At 30.8% G+C, this 18,014-nt stretch carries 19 protein-coding genes and 1 pseudogene; 16 read left to right on the top strand and 4 right to left on the bottom strand.

The annotated features are described in order from the left end of the window. Positions 1–13 precede the first annotated feature (13 nt). The gene (locus tag AJN60_RS08580; RefSeq protein WP_070286267.1) at positions 14–1,228 is read right to left on the bottom strand and encodes a DUF2920 family protein; all 1,215 of its coding nucleotides are present in this window, start codon (positions 1,226–1,228) and stop codon (positions 14–16) included. A 91-nt stretch (positions 1,229–1,319) separates the two neighbouring features. On the opposite strand from AJN60_RS08580, the gene pseF reads away from it, so the two are divergent. From pseF to pseH, 3 genes are read left to right on the top strand one after another with little or no spacing between them, the layout of a single operon-like run. Next, positions 1,320–2,018 (top strand): pseudaminic acid cytidylyltransferase, encoded by a 699-nt coding sequence (pseF, locus tag AJN60_RS08575; RefSeq protein WP_070286266.1) that lies wholly within the window; start codon positions 1,320–1,322, stop codon positions 2,016–2,018. Beyond that, entirely contained in the window at positions 2,002–2,826 is an 825-nt protein-coding gene (gene pseG, locus AJN60_RS08570) for a UDP-2,4-diacetamido-2,4,6-trideoxy-beta-L-altropyranose hydrolase (protein ID WP_070286265.1), read from the top strand. Before pseF ends, pseG begins: the two co-directional genes overlap by 17 nt. Then, positions 2,823–3,296 carry a UDP-4-amino-4,6-dideoxy-N-acetyl-beta-L-altrosamine N-acetyltransferase gene (pseH, locus tag AJN60_RS08565; protein ID WP_070286264.1) on the top strand — a complete coding sequence of 158 codons (474 nt, stop codon included), beginning with the start codon at positions 2,823–2,825 and terminating at the stop codon, positions 3,294–3,296. The genes pseG and pseH overlap by 4 nt, the downstream gene beginning before the upstream one ends. Here the strand turns inward: pseH and AJN60_RS08560 are convergent. The 3 genes from AJN60_RS08560 to pseA are packed head-to-tail and all read right to left on the bottom strand — an operon-like array spanning position 3,261 to position 5,746. Continuing rightward, positions 3,261–4,007: a HisA/HisF-related TIM barrel protein gene (locus AJN60_RS08560; protein ID WP_070286263.1), complete on the bottom strand. Its 747-nt coding sequence runs from the start codon at positions 4,005–4,007 to the stop codon at positions 3,261–3,263. The two genes, pseH and AJN60_RS08560, sit on opposite strands and share 36 nt — an antisense overlap. Beyond that, positions 4,008–4,613, bottom strand: a complete 606-nt coding sequence (gene hisH / locus AJN60_RS08555; RefSeq protein ID WP_079460151.1) for an imidazole glycerol phosphate synthase subunit HisH — start codon at positions 4,611–4,613, stop codon at positions 4,008–4,010. Further along, complete coding sequence (pseA, locus tag AJN60_RS08550; protein WP_070286262.1) at positions 4,610–5,746, bottom strand: pseudaminic acid biosynthesis protein PseA; 1,137 nt, start codon at positions 5,744–5,746, stop codon at positions 4,610–4,612. The genes hisH and pseA overlap by 4 nt, the downstream gene beginning before the upstream one ends. A 160-nt stretch (positions 5,747–5,906) precedes the next feature. On the opposite strand from pseA, the gene pseI reads away from it, so the two are divergent. The 13 genes and pseudogenes from pseI to AJN60_RS10065 form a co-directional block, all read left to right on the top strand. After that, on the top strand, positions 5,907–6,938 hold the full coding sequence (pseI, locus tag AJN60_RS08545; protein ID WP_070286261.1) for a pseudaminic acid synthase: 1,032 nt from the start codon (positions 5,907–5,909) through the stop codon (positions 6,936–6,938). Beyond that, positions 6,935–7,906, top strand: a complete 972-nt coding sequence (legB, locus tag AJN60_RS08540) for a 4,6-dehydratase LegB (RefSeq protein ID WP_070286260.1) — start codon at positions 6,935–6,937, stop codon at positions 7,904–7,906. The genes pseI and legB overlap by 4 nt, the downstream gene beginning before the upstream one ends. After that, positions 7,899–9,053 (top strand): aminotransferase LegC, encoded by a 1,155-nt coding sequence (gene legC, locus AJN60_RS08535; RefSeq protein WP_070286259.1) that lies wholly within the window; start codon positions 7,899–7,901, stop codon positions 9,051–9,053. Before legB ends, legC begins: the two co-directional genes overlap by 8 nt. A gap of 109 nt (positions 9,054–9,162) precedes the next feature. Then, positions 9,163–9,783, top strand: coding sequence for an acetyltransferase (locus AJN60_RS08530; protein WP_126215107.1), 621 nt, complete (start codon positions 9,163–9,165; stop codon positions 9,781–9,783). Then, positions 9,780–10,541: a 3-hydroxyacyl-CoA dehydrogenase NAD-binding domain-containing protein gene (locus tag AJN60_RS09480; RefSeq protein ID WP_079861573.1), complete on the top strand. Its 762-nt coding sequence runs from the start codon at positions 9,780–9,782 to the stop codon at positions 10,539–10,541. The genes AJN60_RS08530 and AJN60_RS09480 overlap by 4 nt, the downstream gene beginning before the upstream one ends. 65 nt (positions 10,542–10,606) lie before the next feature. Beyond that, a complete protein-coding gene (locus AJN60_RS08515) occupies positions 10,607–11,728 on the top strand; it encodes an N-acetyl sugar amidotransferase (RefSeq protein WP_070286258.1) in 1,122 nt (373 codons plus the stop codon). A gap of 57 nt (positions 11,729–11,785) precedes the next feature. Continuing rightward, a complete protein-coding gene (gene legI / locus AJN60_RS08510; RefSeq protein ID WP_070286323.1) occupies positions 11,786–12,790 on the top strand; it encodes a N,N'-diacetyllegionaminate synthase in 1,005 nt (334 codons plus the stop codon). Then, positions 12,783–13,937, top strand: coding sequence for a GDP-N,N'-diacetylbacillosamine 2-epimerase (hydrolyzing) (gene legG, locus AJN60_RS08505; protein WP_070286257.1), 1,155 nt, complete (start codon positions 12,783–12,785; stop codon positions 13,935–13,937). The genes legI and legG overlap by 8 nt, the downstream gene beginning before the upstream one ends. An 8-nt stretch (positions 13,938–13,945) precedes the next feature. Beyond that, complete coding sequence (locus AJN60_RS08500; protein ID WP_070286256.1) at positions 13,946–14,971, top strand: nucleotidyltransferase family protein; 1,026 nt, start codon at positions 13,946–13,948, stop codon at positions 14,969–14,971. Continuing rightward, on the top strand, positions 14,968–15,873 hold the full coding sequence (gene ptmF, locus AJN60_RS08495; RefSeq protein ID WP_070286255.1) for an L-glutamine-D-fructose-6-phosphate isomerase subunit: 906 nt from the start codon (positions 14,968–14,970) through the stop codon (positions 15,871–15,873). Before AJN60_RS08500 ends, ptmF begins: the two co-directional genes overlap by 4 nt. Beyond that, positions 15,866–16,573 carry a CMP-N,N'-diacetyllegionaminic acid synthase gene (gene legF / locus AJN60_RS08490; RefSeq protein WP_070261722.1) on the top strand — a complete coding sequence of 236 codons (708 nt, stop codon included), beginning with the start codon at positions 15,866–15,868 and terminating at the stop codon, positions 16,571–16,573. The genes ptmF and legF overlap by 8 nt, the downstream gene beginning before the upstream one ends. After that, a complete protein-coding gene (gene ptmA, locus AJN60_RS08485; protein ID WP_070286254.1) occupies positions 16,573–17,343 on the top strand; it encodes a flagellin modification protein PtmA in 771 nt (256 codons plus the stop codon). The genes legF and ptmA overlap by 1 nt, the downstream gene beginning before the upstream one ends. Further along, a pseudogene (locus AJN60_RS10065) lies at positions 17,343–18,014 on the top strand (motility associated factor glycosyltransferase family protein); the annotation flags it as partial. The gene ptmA and the pseudogene AJN60_RS10065, both read left to right, overlap by 1 nt.

The following is an 18,014-nucleotide window of genomic DNA, read 5'->3' as shown; positions in this document are numbered from 1 at the left end:
CTTTGTCTTTATTTTAGTTTATTATCTCTAATTCAATTTTATCTCCCACATCTTTAAAAGTAAACACTTTGTTTCCACAAGGATAAGAGATGGAATTTTCTTGCATAAAAGATTTTCTTCCTTGCAATTTTTCAAGCATTAAAGGAAGTTCTTTTCTAAATAAAGCTCTATCAGTCATTCTAAGCCCATGTTCTAAACTTTTTATAAATCTACCATCTACATCACTTTCATCTTTTATCAAATGTAAAGTGGCATCATAGCCTAATTCTTGATAACACTTATAAAGCTCTATTTTGTTTTGCACTGGCGCACCTATATCTTGCAAACTATGATAACTCGAAAAAACGATATCACTATCAATATTTGCTTGAATTTTAAGATGATTTGAATTTAAAATTGCTCTGATTAAATAATTCTCATCCCCAAAATAATAAAAAGAATTTATATTCCTAGTCCAATATTTATACACAAAACAATAAAGCCTATGACCACTTTCTTCGAAATAAAATTCACATTGATTCATTTCTCTTCCTAAAATGCACGCCAAAAATGGCAAGCAAACACCCGAATTATCAATCACGCCATCCACATACCAAGGAGCTATTTTTGCTATGAGTAAAGATAGGTATCCTCCGTATGACCCCCCCCCATAAATTTTTGGTAAATCTGCAAATTTTGGAAAGCGTTTAACTAAATCTTTTAAAGCATTGATATGATCAATAGCTGCCATAATGCCATAGTTTTGATAGTCTCCATTAGGTGGGACAAAATCGCAAAAAAGTTCTATTTTTTGGCTTTCATCAACCAAACCTGCTTGTTTCATTTCATTAACTTTTTGCTCTATAAGAGGAATAATTTGTTCAAAATTATCTTCATTAGCCAACAAATGCCCTAAATTAATATTTTTTAAAATACCGTTGATACGCTCTAAATCATCTTGATTAGGAATAAGCTTTGGATTGTACTTTTGATCGATACTTTGTCTTGCACAAAAACAATGATAAAAAACATGCACTGCTACAACATCAAAATTTTTAGCAATATATTCTCTATCAAAATCTAAAAAAGAAATATTTGCATTAGCTCCAAAACCACCCACTATAAAAACTATAGCTTTGATATCTTTTTCATCATCATAACTTATACGGTATTCAAGCTTACTAGTTCTTTTAATACCTAATTCTACATCATCACAAGAATCGATTTCAAAGGTTTGATTTATGAGCATTATTCCACCCTATTTACATTATTTTATTGTATTTTAAAGACAATTATACTTAAATTTCAGTAAAATAAAACACAAAAAACAAGGCTTAGCTATGAAAAATCTTTGCATCATCCCTGCACGCGGTGGATCAAAAAGAATTCCTAGAAAAAATATCATTGATTTTCTAGGAAAACCTTTAATCGCTTATAGCATAGAAAATGCTTTAAATTCAGGTATTTTTGATGAAGTAGTGCTTTCAAGCGATGATGAAGAAATCATAGAAGTAGCTTTAAAATACGGTGCAAAAGCTCCATTTGTGCGTGATGAAAATTTAAGTGATGATTATACATCAAGTACCGCTGTGGTGCAAAATGCCATAGAAATTTTACAAAGTCAAGATCAAATTTATAATCATGTCTGTTGTCTTTATGCTACTGCTCCATTAATTAGCAGTGAAATTTTAAAAAAAGCTTTTGAGAAATTTTTAGAAAATGAAAGCAAGTTTTTATTTGCCGCCACTGAGTTTGAGTATCCTATACAAAGGGCTTTTCATTTAAATGAGAACAATCAAGTTTATATGTTTGATGAAAAACATTATAAAAGCCGCTCACAAGACTTAACAAAAGCTTATCATGATGCAGGGGCTTTTTATTTTGGCACAAGTAAAGCTTGGCTTGAAGAAGATTTTATGTTTAAACCTCATTCTAGCGTATTTGTATTACCAAGAAATTTAGTTTGCGATATAGACACCATACAAGATTTGGAATTTGCAAAAATACTTTATAAGGTAAATCATGAAAGTGCTTTTTAGAAGCGATAGCTCCAGTCAAATAGGCTTTGGACACATTAAACGCGATCTAGTCTTAGCTAAACAATATGATGATGTAAGTTTTGCTTGCTTGCCTTTAGAAGGCTCTTTGATCGATGAAATTCCTTATCCTGTTTATGAGCTTAGTAGCGAAAGTATCTACGAGCTTATCAATCTCATCAAAGAAGAAAAATTTGAACTTCTTATCATTGATCACTATGGCATCAGCGTAGATGATGAAAAACTGATCAAGCTTGAAACAGGGGTGAAAATTCTAAGCTTTGATGATGAAATAAAGCCTCATCATTGTGATATTTTACTCAATGTCAATGCCTATGCAAAAGCAAGTGATTATGAAGGTTTAGTGCCTTTTAAATGCGAAGTAAGATGTGGTTTTTCTTATGCTTTAATCAGGGAAGAATTTTATCAAGAGGCCAAAGAAAATAGAGAAAAAAAATATGATTTTTTCATTTGTATGGGTGGAACTGATATAAAAAACCTTTCTTTACAAATTGCTAGCGAATTACCTAAAACAAAAATCATCAGCATTGCAACCAGCTCTTCTAATTCTAATCTTAAAAAATTGCAAAAATTTACAAAATTGCATAGCAATATTAGATTATTTATCGATCATGAAAATATTGCAAAATTGATGAATGAAAGCAATAAACTCATCATCAGTGCAAGTTCTTTAGTCAATGAAGCCTTACTTTTAAAAGCAAATTTTAAAACCATCTGTGTTGCTAAAAATCAAGAAAAACTAGCCAATTGGCTAGCTCAAAAAGGCTATGAAGTGGAGTATAGGCATTGATAAAACTTAAAAATTTCACAGAACTCAATTCTCAAGAAATAGAGCTGATTTTTAAATGGCGTAATCACCCCGATATCAGTCAATTTATGAAAACAAAACATATCGATTTTGAAGAACATTTAAGATTTTTAAAAAATTTACATCAAGATTCTAGCAAAAAATATTTTTTAGTTTTTCAAGATGAGCAGATTATTGGTGTGATTAATTTTGTCAATATCACAACTAAATCTTGTGAATTTGGACTTTATACAAAACCTGATTTAAAAGGCGTAGGACAAATTTTAATGAATGAAATCAAAAAATACGCCTTTGAAATTTTAAAGATAAAAACCCTAAAAGCTTGTGTTTTTAAAGATAATGAAAAGGCTTTAAAACTTTATAAGAATAATAATTTTATCATCACAAAAGAAGATGGAGATTTTTTTTATATTGTATTAGATAATCCTAACTGCAAAACCTTGCTTAGCTAATTCTTCTTTTACATCTTTAGGGGTGTACTTAGAAAAATGAAAAATATAAGCCCCTGCTAAAGCATCAGCACCCAAATTTAAAGCCTTAACTCCATCACTTGGATTGCTAAGTCCTCCATTAATAATAAGAGGAATTTTAAGTTTATTTTGAAAGATCTTTAAAAGTTCTAAATCATAACCCTTTGCTTTTCCCTCAAAATCCACAGAAGTTAAAAGAAGCTCTCCGGCACCTTTTTTTTCATATTCTAAAGCAAGTTCTAAAGGACTTTTTTCAAGTAAATTTCCCCTGTCATAAACACAAAATTGCTCTCCTTTTCTTTTAACATCTATAGAACAAACTATACATTGAGAACCAAAACGATTAGCCGCTTTACTTATAAAATCCATATCTTCTAAGGCCTTAGAATTGATAGAAATTTTATCCGCACCTAAATTTAAAATCTTTTGTATATCTTCAAGGGTTTTTATCCCGCCACCTATAGTTAAAGGCATAAAACATTCTTTAGCAAGATCTTCTATACTTTCAAAATCTATTTCTCCACTTTTTGAAGCATCTATATCTAAGATAATAAGCTCATCAACATTGCGTGCATTATAAATTCTCATTGTTGAAGTTAAATGCCCTATAGTGCGAAAATCTTTAAATTCTATACTTTTAACAAGTTGAGAATTTTTTAATAACACACAAGGGATAATTCTAGTTTTTAACATTTAAAGCCTTATAAAATTTTCTAAAAGTTTTAAGCCTAAATTTTGACTTTTTTCAGGATGAAACTGCGTCGCAAAAATATGATCTTTTTGCAAAGATGCGACAAATTTATGTCCGTATTGTGCTTTAGCACTTACAAACTCATCTTTGCATTTCACATAAAAAGAATGCACAAAATAAAAATCACTCTTATCTTCTATGCCTTGATACAAAGGTTCTTGTTTTAAAATTTCAAGTTCATTCCAACCCATGTGTGGGATTTTTAAATTTAAATCCTCTTCAAATTTGACTACTTCACCTTCTATAAAACCAAGTCCTTCACAAACTCCACCTTCATAGCCCCTTTCTAAAAAAAGCTGCATTCCTAAACAAATGCCTAAAATAGGTTTTTTTTGTACTAAAACTTGCTCTTTTAAAGCTTCTATAAAACCAAGTTCTTTTAAATTTTTCATCGCTTCTTTAAAAGATCCCACTCCAGGTAAAAGCAATTTATCTGCTTTTTGCAAATCTTTTGGATTTTTAGCTATGAAATTTATAGCTCCTATTTTTTCAAAAGCCTTAGCAACAGAGTTTAAATTTCCCGCCTTGTAATCAATGAGCGCTATCATTTTAAAACACACTCGTCTTTTCTTACCAAAGAACCATCATAATCTCTTAAAAATTTGCCATTTTCATCACGTTTAAAAATTTTTTTATTGGTAAAAGAATCTACTATTTTTTGAAATTCTTCCTCGCTAAAACCACTGAATTCAAGGTATTTTTTAATAGCCTTTTTAGGGGGCTTGCCATCGTATTTTTGTACCAAACGCACCCCTTCTTCACGGCTGATATAACCTAAACGAATATCCAAACAAGCATTATCCGTTGCTCTACCAAAGCCGTATTTGCAGTATTTTAAATAATCATGCACATGATTAGAATAACAATCTAAATTTTCAAAATTTTCATAAGTAGTCTCAACAGGATGATCTAGAGTTAAAAAACCATATTTTTTAGAAATTTCAAGAATTTTTTTATAATCCCATTTAAAATAATACCCTAAAAATAGCCCAGTAACCCCTACTCTTTGAAGTTCTTCATCACTTGGATAAGTATATAAAAACAAATCTTTTTCAGTGATGCCATTTACCCCAAGCATATCAGAAGGACGGTTTCCTAAAAGTCCGCCAAATTCTTCAAGCCACTCTCTGCCTAAAATATTCTTATTTTTACTACTCGCAGGACCGCCATACTCTATCTGCGGACTTTCTCCCCAGATGATCAAAGGCACTCCAAAATTTACCGCTATGCGTGGAACAGAAGTAAAAATTCCCAAATGGTTTTGCCACTCATTATCCCCTGTTCTTATAAAAGCTTCACGGGCAAGTTTTTGATAAACTTTTGGATCACGCTTGATATGGATCAAATCCACGCCAAGATGATTTAAATTGTCTAAATTTTTGCGCCCTATTTTCGTAGGTACGCTAGGCTCAAAACACACACACAAAGGATTAAGTCCAAGTTCAAGCATTTTAACCACTTGAAAAGTAGAATCTTTTCCGCCACTTACTCCGATAACACAATCATAAGCGGGATGTTTTTTGTATTTTTTTATAAGCTCAAAAAATTCTTTTTCTCTTTCTTGCCAATTAATATTTTGATTTTTAACTTCTTGAGAACGGCAAGCATCACAAACACCTTCTTCATCAAAATGTAAATCAGGCTTAGTATCTGGCATCACACATTTTTTACAAAATTTCATAAATTTCCTTTAATTAGTCTTAAATATATATATCGTTATAATTAAATTTTATTTTATGATTTTATATATTTATATTATATAAATATTCAAAATTTGAGTAAATATATAATATAATTATATATTATTTTAGTTTAGGAAATTTATTAAAAGAAAGAAAATCATGCAAATAGGAAATTTTGACACCGATAAAAAAGTTTTTATCATCGCAGAACTGAGTGCAAATCACGCAGGAAGTCTTGAAATGGCACTTAAAAGCATAAAAGCAGCCAAAAAAGCAGGTGCTGATGCGATAAAAATCCAAACTTACACTGCAGATAGCCTTACGCTAAATAGTGACAAAGAAGATTTTATCGTCAAAGGAGGGCTTTGGGATAAAAGAAAACTTTATGAGCTTTACGAAAGTGCAAAAACCCCTTATGAGTGGCATTCTCAAATCTTTGAAACCGCACAAAATGAAGGCATACTTTGTTTTTCAAGTCCTTTTGCCAAAGAAGATTTAGAATTTCTAAAACGCTTTGATCCTATGGCTTATAAAATCGCTTCTTTTGAAGCCAATGATGAAAATTTCGTGCGTTTAATCGCCAAAGAAAAAAAACCTACCATCGTTTCAACGGGCATTGCTACAGAAGGAGAGCTTTTTAGGATATGTGAAATTTTTAAAGAAGAAAAAAATCCTGATTTGATCTTTTTAAAATGCACTTCAGCTTATCCTGCCACCATAGAAGATATGAATTTAAAAGCTATGGTGAGTTTAAAAGAAAAATTTAATGTTGAAGTAGGATTAAGCGATCATAGTTTTGGCTCTTTAGCCCCTATTATAGCAGTAAGCTTAGGTGCTAGAGTGATAGAAAAGCATTTTATGTTAGATAAAAGCATAGAAAGTGAAGATAGTAAATTTAGTCTTGATTTTGGTGAATTTAAAGCTATGGTAGATGCGGTTAGACAGACCGAAAGTGCTTTAGGCAATGGTAAGTTGGACTTAGATGAAAAGGTGCTTAAAAACCGTGTTTTTGCAAGAAGCTTGTATGCAAGCAAAGATATCAAAAAAGGTGAAATGTTCAGCGAAGAAAATGTAAAATCCGTGCGTCCTTCTTTTGGACTACATCCTAAATTTTATCAAGAAATTCTAGGAAAAAAAGCTACTAAAGATATAAAATTTGGCGATGCTTTAAAACAAGGAGATTTTGAATGAAAAATATCTTAGTTACAGGTGCTGATGGTTTTATAGGTTCTCATCTTTGCGAAAGTTTAGTCAAAAAAGGTTTTAAAGTCAGAGCTTTAAGTCAGTATAATTCTTTTAATTTTTGGGGACATTTAGAAAAAAGTCCTTTTTTAAAAGACATGGAAGTTATAAGTGGGGATTTAAGAGATAGTTTTTTTTGCGAAAAAATCACCAAAAATATAGATGCGATCTTTCATCTTGGCGCTTTAATTGCTATCCCCTACTCCTACGCAGCCCCACAAAGCTATGTGGATACCAATGTCAATGGCACTTTAAATATGCTCGAAGCAGCTAAAAAAAATGAAATTTCACATTTTATCCACACCTCAACAAGCGAAGTTTATGGCACAGCCTTTTATGCACCTATCGATGAAAAACACCCTTTGCAACCTCAAAGCCCTTATTCTGCAAGCAAAATCGCTGCAGATATGATGGCACTGAGTTATTATAATTCTTTTAATTTAAATCTCAATATCGCACGCCCTTTTAACACCTATGGTCCAAGACAAAGCGCAAGAGCCATCATACCTACCATTATCACACAAATTTTAAGCGGAGCAAAGGAAATCAAACTAGGAGATTTAAGCCCTAAAAGAGATTTAAATTTTGTGCTAGATACTTGCGAGGGTTTTATCTCTCTTTTAAACTTAAAACATTTTGGAGAAGTTTATAATATAGGCTCAGGAGCGGAATACTCCATGCAAGAAGTACTTGATCTCATACAAAAAATTTTAGATTCTAAAGTAAAAATCATCCAAGATGAACAAAGATTGCGTCCTAAAAATAGCGAAGTTTTTAGACTTTGTTGCGATGCAAGCAAGCTCAAAAAAACTACAAATTGGCAAAGCAAAATAAGTCTAGAAGAAGGCTTAAGACAAAGCATAGAGTATTTTAAAGAAAATTTAGAAAATTATAAAAGTGAGCTTTATAATGTTTGAAAAAGAAATTTCTTTTATAAAAAGTCTTTTTAATAAAGAAAATATCGCCCTACATGAGCCTTGTTTTATAGGCAATGAGAAAAAATATCTCTTAGAGTGTATCGATAGTGGTTTTGTTTCAAGCATGGGAGAATTTGTAACGCGTTTTGAAGAAGCTTTAAAAGAAAAAACTAAAACACGCTTTGTTGTCGCTACAAATACAGGCACAGCAGCCCTTCATATCGCTTTACTAGCTAATGGTATCGATGAAAACTGCGAAGTCATCACTCAAAGCATAAGTTTTGTCGCCACGGCCAATGCTATCACTTATACAGGTGCAAAGCCCGTTTTTTTAGATATAGATGAAAACACTCTGAGTTTAAGTCCTAAGGCTTTAGAGCATTTTTTAGAAAATCAAACTTATCAAAAAGATAATCTTAGCTATAACAAAACTACACACAAACCCATCAAAGCTTGTGTTATCATGCATACCTTTGGTTTAAGTGCTCATATAAAAGCCATCAAAGAGCTTTGTGAAAAATATCACATCCTTTTAATCGAAGATGCTGCAGAAGCCTTAGGAAGCACTTATGAAAATAAGGCCTTAGGCACTTTTGGACAGTGTGGAATTTTAAGTTTTAATGGCAATAAAATTATCACAGGCGGATGCGGTGGAGCGATATTAAGCGATGATGAAAATTTAGCCAAGCTTGCAAGACACCTTAGCACTACAGCCAAAATCTCTCATCCTTACGAATACGATCATGATAGGGTGGCTTATAATTACCGTCTTTGCAATATAAACGCAGCGATCTTGCTTGCAGGACTTGAAAATTTGGAACTTTTTTTAGAAAATAAAAGAGAACTTGCTAAAATTTACAAGGATTTTTTTAAAAATCACGATAAATGCAAATTTGTTGACGAAAAAAGCAATGAAAAAAGCAATTTTTGGCTCAATACCTTGCTTTTTAAGGATGAGAATTTAAGAAATATCTTTTTAGAAGAATGCTTGAAAAATAATATTTTCGTCCGTCCTGTATGGAAAAGCTTACCGAGTTTAAAAGCTTTTCAAAACTGTCAAAGCGATGAGCTTATAAACACTAAAAATTTAGAAAAACACTTGGTTAATTTACCTAGTAGCGTTAGAATAGCAAATAAAAAGGAATGATGCGTTGCAAAATTTAATTCAAAGCATTAAAAAAATTTTAATAAGAAAAAATATGAGAGTAGCGGGGGGGGGGATTTGATTTTTTTACTTCTTCTTTTAGGAGAAGTGCGTGAAAAATGTCATCATCATAGGATCGGGTGGCTTTGCTAGAGAGCTTTATTCTTATTTAAAAGATGCAAATTACGAAATTATAGGCTATATCGATATACAAGAAAATAATTTTTTTGACTTAAAATACCTAGGCAATGAAGATAATTTCGATAAAAAGTTGATTCAAAAAGCATCTTTTGCTTTAGGTGTAGGACAAATCAATTTAAGAAAAAAAATCCTTTTAAAACTTTCAAAAAAATCATGTAATTTTATCACTTTTATACATCCTCAATCTTTTATTTCAAAAGAAGCTAAAATAGGACAAGGGGTTATAGTGTGTCCTTTTGCAACCATTAATGCTAATTCAAATATAGGAGATTTTGTGCTTTGTAATATTTATTCAAGCATAGCTCATGATTGCAAGGTGGGAGAAGGAAGTATTTTAAGCCCTTATGCTACACTCAATGGAAATTCAAGCATAGGAAAAAATTGTTTTTTAGCTACTAGAGTTAGCCTGTTGCCTTGCGTAAACTTAGAAGATAACTGCATAGTAAGCGCAGGTAGCATTATTAGCAAAAACTACACATCCAATCAACTTATTTTTCATAAAAATATAATTAAAACAAGGAAAAAACAATGAAAGAAATTAATATCATAGGCTTTGGTTTAATGGGTAGGCAAATAAGTGCTTTATTTTATTTATTGGGTTATGAAATAGGTGTTTATAGTAAAAGCAAGCCCAATATATACGAATTTGAAAAACAAATAAAACTTCTACAAAGAAAAATAGATTTTTCTAATTTTAACTCCGGAAAAATAAATATTTACCAACATATAGAAGATCTTAAAAATAGCTTGACTATAGAAAGCTTAAATGAAGATTTAAATTTAAAAAAAGAAATCATACAAATTCTTAGAGACAATAATAATATAGTTTTTTCAAATTCAAGTTCTTTGGGTATGGATGATTTAAACTGCGATTTTATACATTTTTTCAATCCTATTTATATCAAATTAATAGAACTTTGTGGTTCTAATTTAGAACGATTTACCCCATTGAAAGATCTTAAAAAATTAGGATTTCATATCATTCACGGCAAAGGCAATCGAGGAGCTTTAGCAAATTTACTTTTATTCAATGAAATTTCATCGTTTTTTAAAATTATAGAAAAATACAATTACAATTTCAAAGAATGTCAAACAGTTTATGATTTGCTTTATGAAAAAAGAAATTTGTTAAATATTATCGACACTATAGGCATAGAACTTTGTGATAAAATTTGTAAGAATTTAAAAGAAGAAGATGAAAATTTTTACCATCCAAAAATCTTTAAAAAGGCCTTAGAAAAAGGAATTTTAGGTAGAAAAAATAAAACAAAAATAAGTGATATCTTATAAAATAAGTAAATATTAATTTAATATTTTATATAATCTAACCTTTTTATTAAATTGAAGGGGTGGAAATGATTTATTGTGATCACTGCGTGATGCCAAATACTAGACCTGGTATTAATTTTACAAAAGATAAAGAAGGTAAAAATATCTGTTCAGCTTGTATCAATCATAAAAATAAAGAAAATATTGACTATAAAGCAAGATTTAAAGAGCTTGAAGCCTTATGCGATAAATACCGCAGAATGAATGGAAAATTTGAATATGATTGCGCTATTGCTGTGAGTGGAGGTAAGGATTCGCATTTTCAAGTGCATATTATGAAAGAAAAACTTGGAATGAATCCTATTCTTTTTAGTGTTGAAGATAATTTCACTATGACTGAAGCGGGTAAGAAAAATCTTAAAAATTTAAGTGAAACTTTTGGTTGTCATATCATTAGCTTAAAACCCGATATCAAAACTCAAAAAAAAGTTATGCTAAAAACCTTTGAAAAATATGGAAAACCTACTTGGTTTATTGATAGGTTGATTTACAGCTATCCTTTTGCTATGGCTTTAAAATTTAATACACCTTTATTGGTTTATGGGGAAAATGTTAGCTTTGAATATGGAGGTAGTGATGCCAAAGAAACTCCTAGTGCCAAAGAAATATTTTTAAATGGTACAGCTAGTGATTTAGATATAAATGAATTTATAGATGATGAAATCAAAGAAGAAAATTTGCAACTCTTTTTCAATCCAAACAAAGATAAGCTCGATAAACTTGACCCTATTTATCTAAGTTATTTTGTAAAATGGAATTCTTATAGCAATTATATTTTTGCTAAAAGTCGTGGTTTTACTGATCTAGAAGGCGAATGGGATAGAACAATGTGTGCAGAAAATTTTGATCAAGTTGATAGTATAGGTTATATCCTACATGCTTGGATGAAATACCCTAAATTTGGTCATGCTTGTGCGAGTGATTACACAGCTCGTTTCGTGCGTTATGGACTTTTAGGCAGAAAAGAAGCTATTGAACTTGTACAAAAAAGAGATCATAAGCTTGACAATAAATGCGTTGAAGATTTTTGCAACTTCATAGATATTAGTAAAACTACATTTTGGAAAATAGTAGAAAAACACTATAATATGGATTTATTTTATAAAAATGATTTTGGAGAATTTAAGCTAAAAAATCCTTTAAAATAATTTGGAACAACTCTTGCTTTAATGCTATAATTAAAGAAAAAATTTTTGGAAAAAATCATGAAAAAAACTTTAATCATCGCAGAAGCAGGAGTCAATCACAATGGTGATTTAAATTTAGCTAAAAAGTTAATAGAAATCGCAGCAGATTCAGGGGCTGATTTTGTTAAATTTCAAAGTTTTAAAGCCAAAAACTGTATCAGCACAAAGGCTAAAAAAGCACCCTATCAGCTTAAAACCACAGCTAGTGATGAGAGTCAGCTTCAAATGGTACAAAAACTCGAACTCGATCTTAAAGCTCATAAAGAGCTTATCCTACACGCAAAAAAATGCAATATTGCCTTTCTTTCTACTCCTTTTGATCTTGAAAGTGTAGATCTTTTAAATGAGTTAGGCTTAAAAATCTTTAAAATTCCAAGCGGAGAAATCACCAATCTACCCTATCTTAAAAAAATTGCAAAGCTTAATAAAAAAATCATACTTTCAACAGGCATGGCAAATTTAGGCGAGATAGAAGAAGCTTTAAATGTGCTTTGCAAAAATGGCGCTAAACGCCAAAATATCACTCTTTTGCACTGCACTACAGAATACCCTACCCCTTTTGATGAAGTCAATCTTAAAGCCATGCAAAGCTTAAAAGACGCTTTTAAGCTTGATGTGGGTTATTCTGATCACACTCAAGGCATACACATTTCTCTAGCTGCTGTGGCCTTAGGAGCTTGTGTGATAGAAAAGCATTTCACTCTAGATAAAAATATGCCAGGGCCTGATCATAAAGCAAGCCTAGAACCTCATGAACTTAAAATGCTTTGCACTCAAATAAGACAAATACAAAAGGCTATGGGTGATGGCATAAAAAAAGCAAGTAAAAGCGAACAAAAAAATATCAACATAGTAAGAAAAAGTTTAGTGGCCAAAAAAGATATACAAAAAGGAGAAATTTTTAGCGAAGAAAATCTTACTACCAAACGTCCCGCAAATGGTATAAGTGCTATGAGATATGAAGAGTTTTTGGGTAAGATTGCTACTAAAAACTACAAAGAAGATGAGCTTATCCGTGAGTAAAAGAAAGATTTGTATAGTCAGTGCAACAAGGGCTGAATGGTATCTTTTAAGAAATTTATGTCATGAAATTCAAAATGATAAAGATTTAAGCCTTCAAATCATCGCTACAGGAGCACATTTAAGTCCTGAGTTTGGACTCACTTATAAAGAAATAGAAAAAGAATTTAAAATCACTAAAAAAATTCCTATATTACTCGCAAGTGATGATAAAATAAGCCTTTGTAAAAGCATGAGCTTAGCCTTTAGTGCTTTTAGTCAAGCTTTTGAAGACTTAAAACCTGATATGGTGGTGATTTTAGGTGATCGTTATGAAATGCTTAGCGTAGCAAGTGTGTGTCTTTTGATGCACATACCCTTAGTGCATTTATGTGGTGGGGAGCTTACTTTAGGAGCCATTGATGATAGTATAAGACACAGCATTTCAAAAATGTCACATTTACATTTTGTAAGTCATGAAATTTATAAAAAAAGGCTTTTACAACTTGGAGAAGAAGAAAAAAGGGTTTTTAACATAGGCTCTTTAGCTTCTACTATCATAAAAAATATGAGTTTTTTAAACAAAAAAGACTTAGAAAAAGCCTTAGAAATGAAATTAGATAAAGAACTTTACTTAATCACTTATCATCCTTTAACCTTAAATGTAAAAAACACTCAAAAAGAGATTAAAACCTTGCTTAAAAAACTTGATACCCTTAAAAACGCAAGTTTGATTTTTACCAAAGCAAATGCCGATGAAAATGGACTTTTAATCAATGAAATTTTGCAAAATTACTGCCAAAAAAACTCACACAAGGCTAAAATTTTTGACAATCTTGGCTCACAAAAATACCTAAGTCTTATGAAAATAGCCAAGGCCATGATAGGCAATTCTTCAAGTGGTATTAGCGAAAGCCCTTTTTTTAAAACTCCTTGCATTAATATAGGCGATAGACAAAAAGGGCGTTTAAGAACTCAAAATATCATTGATTGTGAAATTAATGCTCTTGATCAAGCTTTTGAAAAATTAGAAAGCAAAGAATTTAAGCAAAAATTAAAAAATTTCAAAAACCCTTATGATAATAATAAAAATCCCAATAAAATCATAAAAACTTACCTAAAAAATGTAAATTTAGATACAATTTTACATAAAAATTTCATCGATTTATAAGGCTTAGTATGAATATAAACAAACTCAAACTCACCCCTGATTCAAGCATAGAAGAAGCTTTAAAAATAGTCGGGCAAGAACGTGTTAGACTAGGCATTATAGTTGATAAAAAGGATAAATTTTTAGGAGTCATTAGTGATTCAAACATCAGAAAAGCTTTAATTGGTGGCAAAACTTTAAAAGATAGTATCAAGGATATTTACACTAAAAATCCCATCACCATAAAAGAAAACACAAGCAAAGAACAGCTTTTAAAAATTTCTGCTAAAACCGATATTTATGACTTTCCTGTTTTAGATGAAAAAGAGCAAATCCTTTCTATAAAATCTATCTCATCACTTTTAAAATCCAATCCAAACTTCATTATCATCATGGCTGGAGGCTTAGGATCTCGCTTAAAAGAGCTGACTAAAGATACTCCAAAACCTATGTTAAAAGTAGGCAAAAAACCCATTTTAGAAAGCATAGTCCAAAGATTTAAAAATCAAAATTTTGAAAATTTTATCTTTTGTGTGAATTATAAAAAACAAATCATAGAAAATTATTTTCAAAAAGGACAAAAATTTGGGGTTAAAATTTCTTATATTAAAGAGCGTAAAAAACTAGGCACAGCAGGAGCTTTAAGCCTTATAAAACAAGAATTTAAAGAAAGCTTTATTGTTATGAATGCAGACATTTTAACCGAGCTTGATTTTAATGATCTTTTAAAAGCGCATAAAAAATCAAAAGCTTTAATGAGCGTTTGCGTGCGTGAGTTTGAGCAACAAATTCCTTATGGAGTGATCACTCAAAAGCAAGGTTTTATAGAAAATATAGAAGAAAAACCTACTCAAAAATTTCTAGTAAGTGCAGGAATTTATGTACTTGAAAATGAAATTTTAAATTTAATTACTAAAAACGAATACCTAGACATGCCCGAACTCATCAAACTCGCTCTACAAAAAGGCAAGGTAAATACCTATATCATCAATGATTATTGGATTGACATTGGAAGGCCAGATGAGTTTTTAAAAGCCAATGAGGATTTTAAATGAAAATCTTAATCATAGGCCTTGGAAGCATAGGAAAAAAGCATTTTTTAGCCTTAAAAAATTTAAAGTATAAAGTAAGTTTGCTTTCTTTAAGTGCTAAAAAAGAAGAGTTTGAAAAAACTCCAATTTATCGCTCTTTAAAAGAATGTGATTTAAACGAATTTGATCTTTTTATCATCGCAAATATCACTACAGAGCATTTTAACACCTTAAAAACTTTAAATGAGCTTGTAAAAGATAAAATCATACTCGTAGAAAAACCTTTATTTGAAAAGGTGCAAAATTTCACAAGCTCAAAAAATCACATTTATGTGGCGTATTTACTACGTTTTCATCCTGTGATTGTGGCTTTAAAAAAGCTTTTAAAAGAGGAAAAAAATTATTTTGCTAGTTTGGTTTGTAATTCTTATTTGCCCCATTGGAGGGCTTTAGACTACAGGCAAAATTACAGCGCTAAAAAAGAGCTAGGTGGTGGGGTTTTACTCGATCTTTCTCATGAAATCGATCTAGCCTTTTTTCTTTTTGGAAACTTAGAGCTTGAGTACTCCCAAAATGCTAAAATTTCAGAGCTTGACATAACAAGCGATGATTTTGCCTTTTTGGTTTTAAAAAATTCACAAGAAGCTAAAATTCATATAGAATTAGGCTATTTTTCTAAATTTAACAAAAGAGAAATTACCATTCATACTTTAGAAAAAAGCTTTAAAGCCGATTTAATAAACAATAAAATCGAAATTTATCACAAAGATCAAAGTCAAAAAATCTTAAATTTTGAAAACGATACGATAAAAACTCTTCAAAATTTACATCAAGCAATCTTTGAAAAAGACAAAGAACTTTGCGATCTTAAGCAAGCTTTAAAAGTACTTGAACTTTGCGATGAAGTAAGGAAAAAAAATGGCTGAAATTTTATGCACCATTTGTGCTAGAGGTGGAAGTAAAGGCGTTAAAAACAAAAATATTAGAAAGATTAACGAAATTGAAATGATAGCTTATAGCATCATACAAGCTCAAAATTCAAAACTTTTTAAACACATAGTCATAAGTACTGATAGTGATGAAATCGCAAGTGTAGCTCAAAAATACGGTGCTGAAGTTTTTTTTAAAAGAGAAGCTCATCTTGCCAATGATCAGGCCGCAAAACTTCCTGTTATGCGTGATGCCTTGCTAAGAAGTGAAGAGCACTTTAAAACGCGTTTTGAAACTCTCATAGACTTAGATGCTTCAGCTCCACTACGCTCAAGCCTTGATATAAAAAAAGCTTATGAAAGTTTTGTTAAAAATGATAATTCCAATCTCATTACCGCAGTTCCAGCTAGACGCAATCCTTATTTTAATCTCATAGAAATACAAAATAACAAGGTAGTAAAATCCAAAGAAGGAAATTTTACTACCCGCCAAAGTGCCCCAAAATGCTACGATATGAACGCTAGTATTTATATCTTCAAAAGGGATTATCTTTTAGAAAATGATAGTGTTTTTGGAGAAAAAACAGGGCTTTTTGTGATGGATGAAAGCACGGCTTTTGATGTAGATAGTGAACTTGATTTTAAAATCGTAGAGTTTTTGATCTCTTTAAAAAATTTATCGCCAAAGGATTTTTAATGCTTGAAAATAAGATCATCTTTGTAGCAGGAGCTTGTGGACGCATAGGTAAAGCGCTTTGTCAAAAAATACTTCTTAGCAAAGGTATCCCTATACTCGCAGATATCAACAAAGAACGCTTAAAAGAACTGCAAGAAAATTTAGAAACAAATTTTAAAACAAAACTTTTAAGCTTAGAACTTGACATCACCAAACAAGAAAGCTTACAAACCGCCCTTCAAAAAAGCCATGAAAGATACGGTAAAATCGATGCTTTTGTCAATTCAAGCTATCCTTTTGGTAAAGATTGGGGTAAAACGCCTTATTATGAACTCAAATACGAACAAATTTGTGAAAGTTTAAATTTACATTTAGCAGGTTTTATGCTGGCAGCTCAAGAATTTGTGAAATTTTTTAAAAAACAAGGTCATGGCAATATCATCAATCTTAGCTCCATCATGGGAGTTTATGCGCCAAAATTTGAAAACTATAAAGGCACTTCTATGCAAAGCTCTTTAGAATATAGCGTGATAAAAGCAGGGATTAATCACATGGGCGCTTGGCTAGCTAAAGAGCTTTTTAATCAAAACATACGTGTTAATACCCTAGCAAGCGGGGGAATTTTAGACAATCAAAACGAACTTTTTTTAAAAGCTTATAGAAATTGTTGTGCGAGTAAGGGTATGCTAGATGCAGATGATGTATGCGGAACTTTGGTATTTTTGCTTAGTGATGAGAGTAAATTTATCACAGGACAAACCTTAGTAGTAGATGATGGATGGGGTTTATGATGACTTTCACCCCTACCCAAAAAGAACTCTTTAATAAAAACATTGAAGCTTTAGGTAATATTCTTTTAAAAGAAAGTTTAAAAGAAATCAAATCTAGTAAATTTGAACTTATCTTAGGTAAAGATAATCTAGATATCAATCTAAAAGATACAAGTGATAATACTTTTCTTTATGAAAATGTTATTGATGAATTAAACACTATGCTAAACACTTATAATGATAAATATCTACTTTATCCTGTATTATATTTTTATGGTTTTGGAAATGGAATTTTATTTAAAGCTTTATTACAAAATAAAAATCATCAGCATATTGTTGTTTTTGAAAAAGATATAGAGATCATTTGGATGATGTTTCATATCTTAGATTTTTCAAATGAATTACAAAATTCAAGATTGATGATTTTAGAAACTAGTTCTTTAGATATAGAATTTTTTTCTGATTTTTGTTCTAGCAAACCTTTCTTTCAATTTTCTAGAATTTATTTTTTAGAACTGATGAGTAATTATTATGAAAGATTTCATGAAGATGTTTTAAAAATCAATCATAAACTAGCAGAAACTTTTAAAAATATCATTTTAAGAAATGGCAATGATCCACTCGATGCCCTTCAAGGCATAGAACAATTTGTTTATAATCTTCCTCAAATGATCACTCATCCTAGTTATACA

The organism is Campylobacter sp. BCW_4323, assembly GCF_001763115.1.
GTDB lineage: Bacteria > Campylobacterota > Campylobacteria > Campylobacterales > Campylobacteraceae > Campylobacter_D > Campylobacter_D jejuni.
Note: the sequence above shows the minus strand (reverse complement) of the source record. Positions and strands in the feature narration are given on the sequence as shown.

Excerpts from the sequence above, each read along its gene's own strand:
- AJN60_RS08580 (WP_070286267.1), bottom strand. The coding sequence starts at position 1,228 with ATGCTCATAAATCAAACCTTTGAAATCGATTCTTGTGATGATGTAGAA.
- pseF (WP_070286266.1), top strand. The coding sequence starts at position 1,320 with ATGAAAAATCTTTGCATCATCCCTGCACGCGGTGGATCAAAAAGAATT.
- pseG (WP_070286265.1), top strand. The coding sequence starts at position 2,002 with ATGAAAGTGCTTTTTAGAAGCGATAGCTCCAGTCAAATAGGCTTTGGA.
- AJN60_RS08560 (WP_070286263.1), bottom strand. The coding sequence starts at position 4,007 with ATGTTAAAAACTAGAATTATCCCTTGTGTGTTATTAAAAAATTCTCAA.
- hisH (WP_079460151.1), bottom strand. The coding sequence starts at position 4,613 with ATGATAGCGCTCATTGATTACAAGGCGGGAAATTTAAACTCTGTTGCT.
- pseA (WP_070286262.1), bottom strand. The coding sequence starts at position 5,746 with ATGAAATTTTGTAAAAAATGTGTGATGCCAGATACTAAGCCTGATTTA.
- pseI (WP_070286261.1), top strand. The coding sequence starts at position 5,907 with ATGCAAATAGGAAATTTTGACACCGATAAAAAAGTTTTTATCATCGCA.
- legB (WP_070286260.1), top strand. The coding sequence starts at position 6,935 with ATGAAAAATATCTTAGTTACAGGTGCTGATGGTTTTATAGGTTCTCAT.
- legC (WP_070286259.1), top strand. The coding sequence starts at position 7,899 with ATGTTTGAAAAAGAAATTTCTTTTATAAAAAGTCTTTTTAATAAAGAA.
- AJN60_RS09480 (WP_079861573.1), top strand. The coding sequence starts at position 9,780 with ATGAAAGAAATTAATATCATAGGCTTTGGTTTAATGGGTAGGCAAATA.
- AJN60_RS08515 (WP_070286258.1), top strand. The coding sequence starts at position 10,607 with ATGATTTATTGTGATCACTGCGTGATGCCAAATACTAGACCTGGTATT.
- legI (WP_070286323.1), top strand. The coding sequence starts at position 11,786 with ATGAAAAAAACTTTAATCATCGCAGAAGCAGGAGTCAATCACAATGGT.
- AJN60_RS08500 (WP_070286256.1), top strand. The coding sequence starts at position 13,946 with ATGAATATAAACAAACTCAAACTCACCCCTGATTCAAGCATAGAAGAA.
- ptmF (WP_070286255.1), top strand. The coding sequence starts at position 14,968 with ATGAAAATCTTAATCATAGGCCTTGGAAGCATAGGAAAAAAGCATTTT.
- legF (WP_070261722.1), top strand. The coding sequence starts at position 15,866 with ATGGCTGAAATTTTATGCACCATTTGTGCTAGAGGTGGAAGTAAAGGC.
- ptmA (WP_070286254.1), top strand. The coding sequence starts at position 16,573 with ATGCTTGAAAATAAGATCATCTTTGTAGCAGGAGCTTGTGGACGCATA.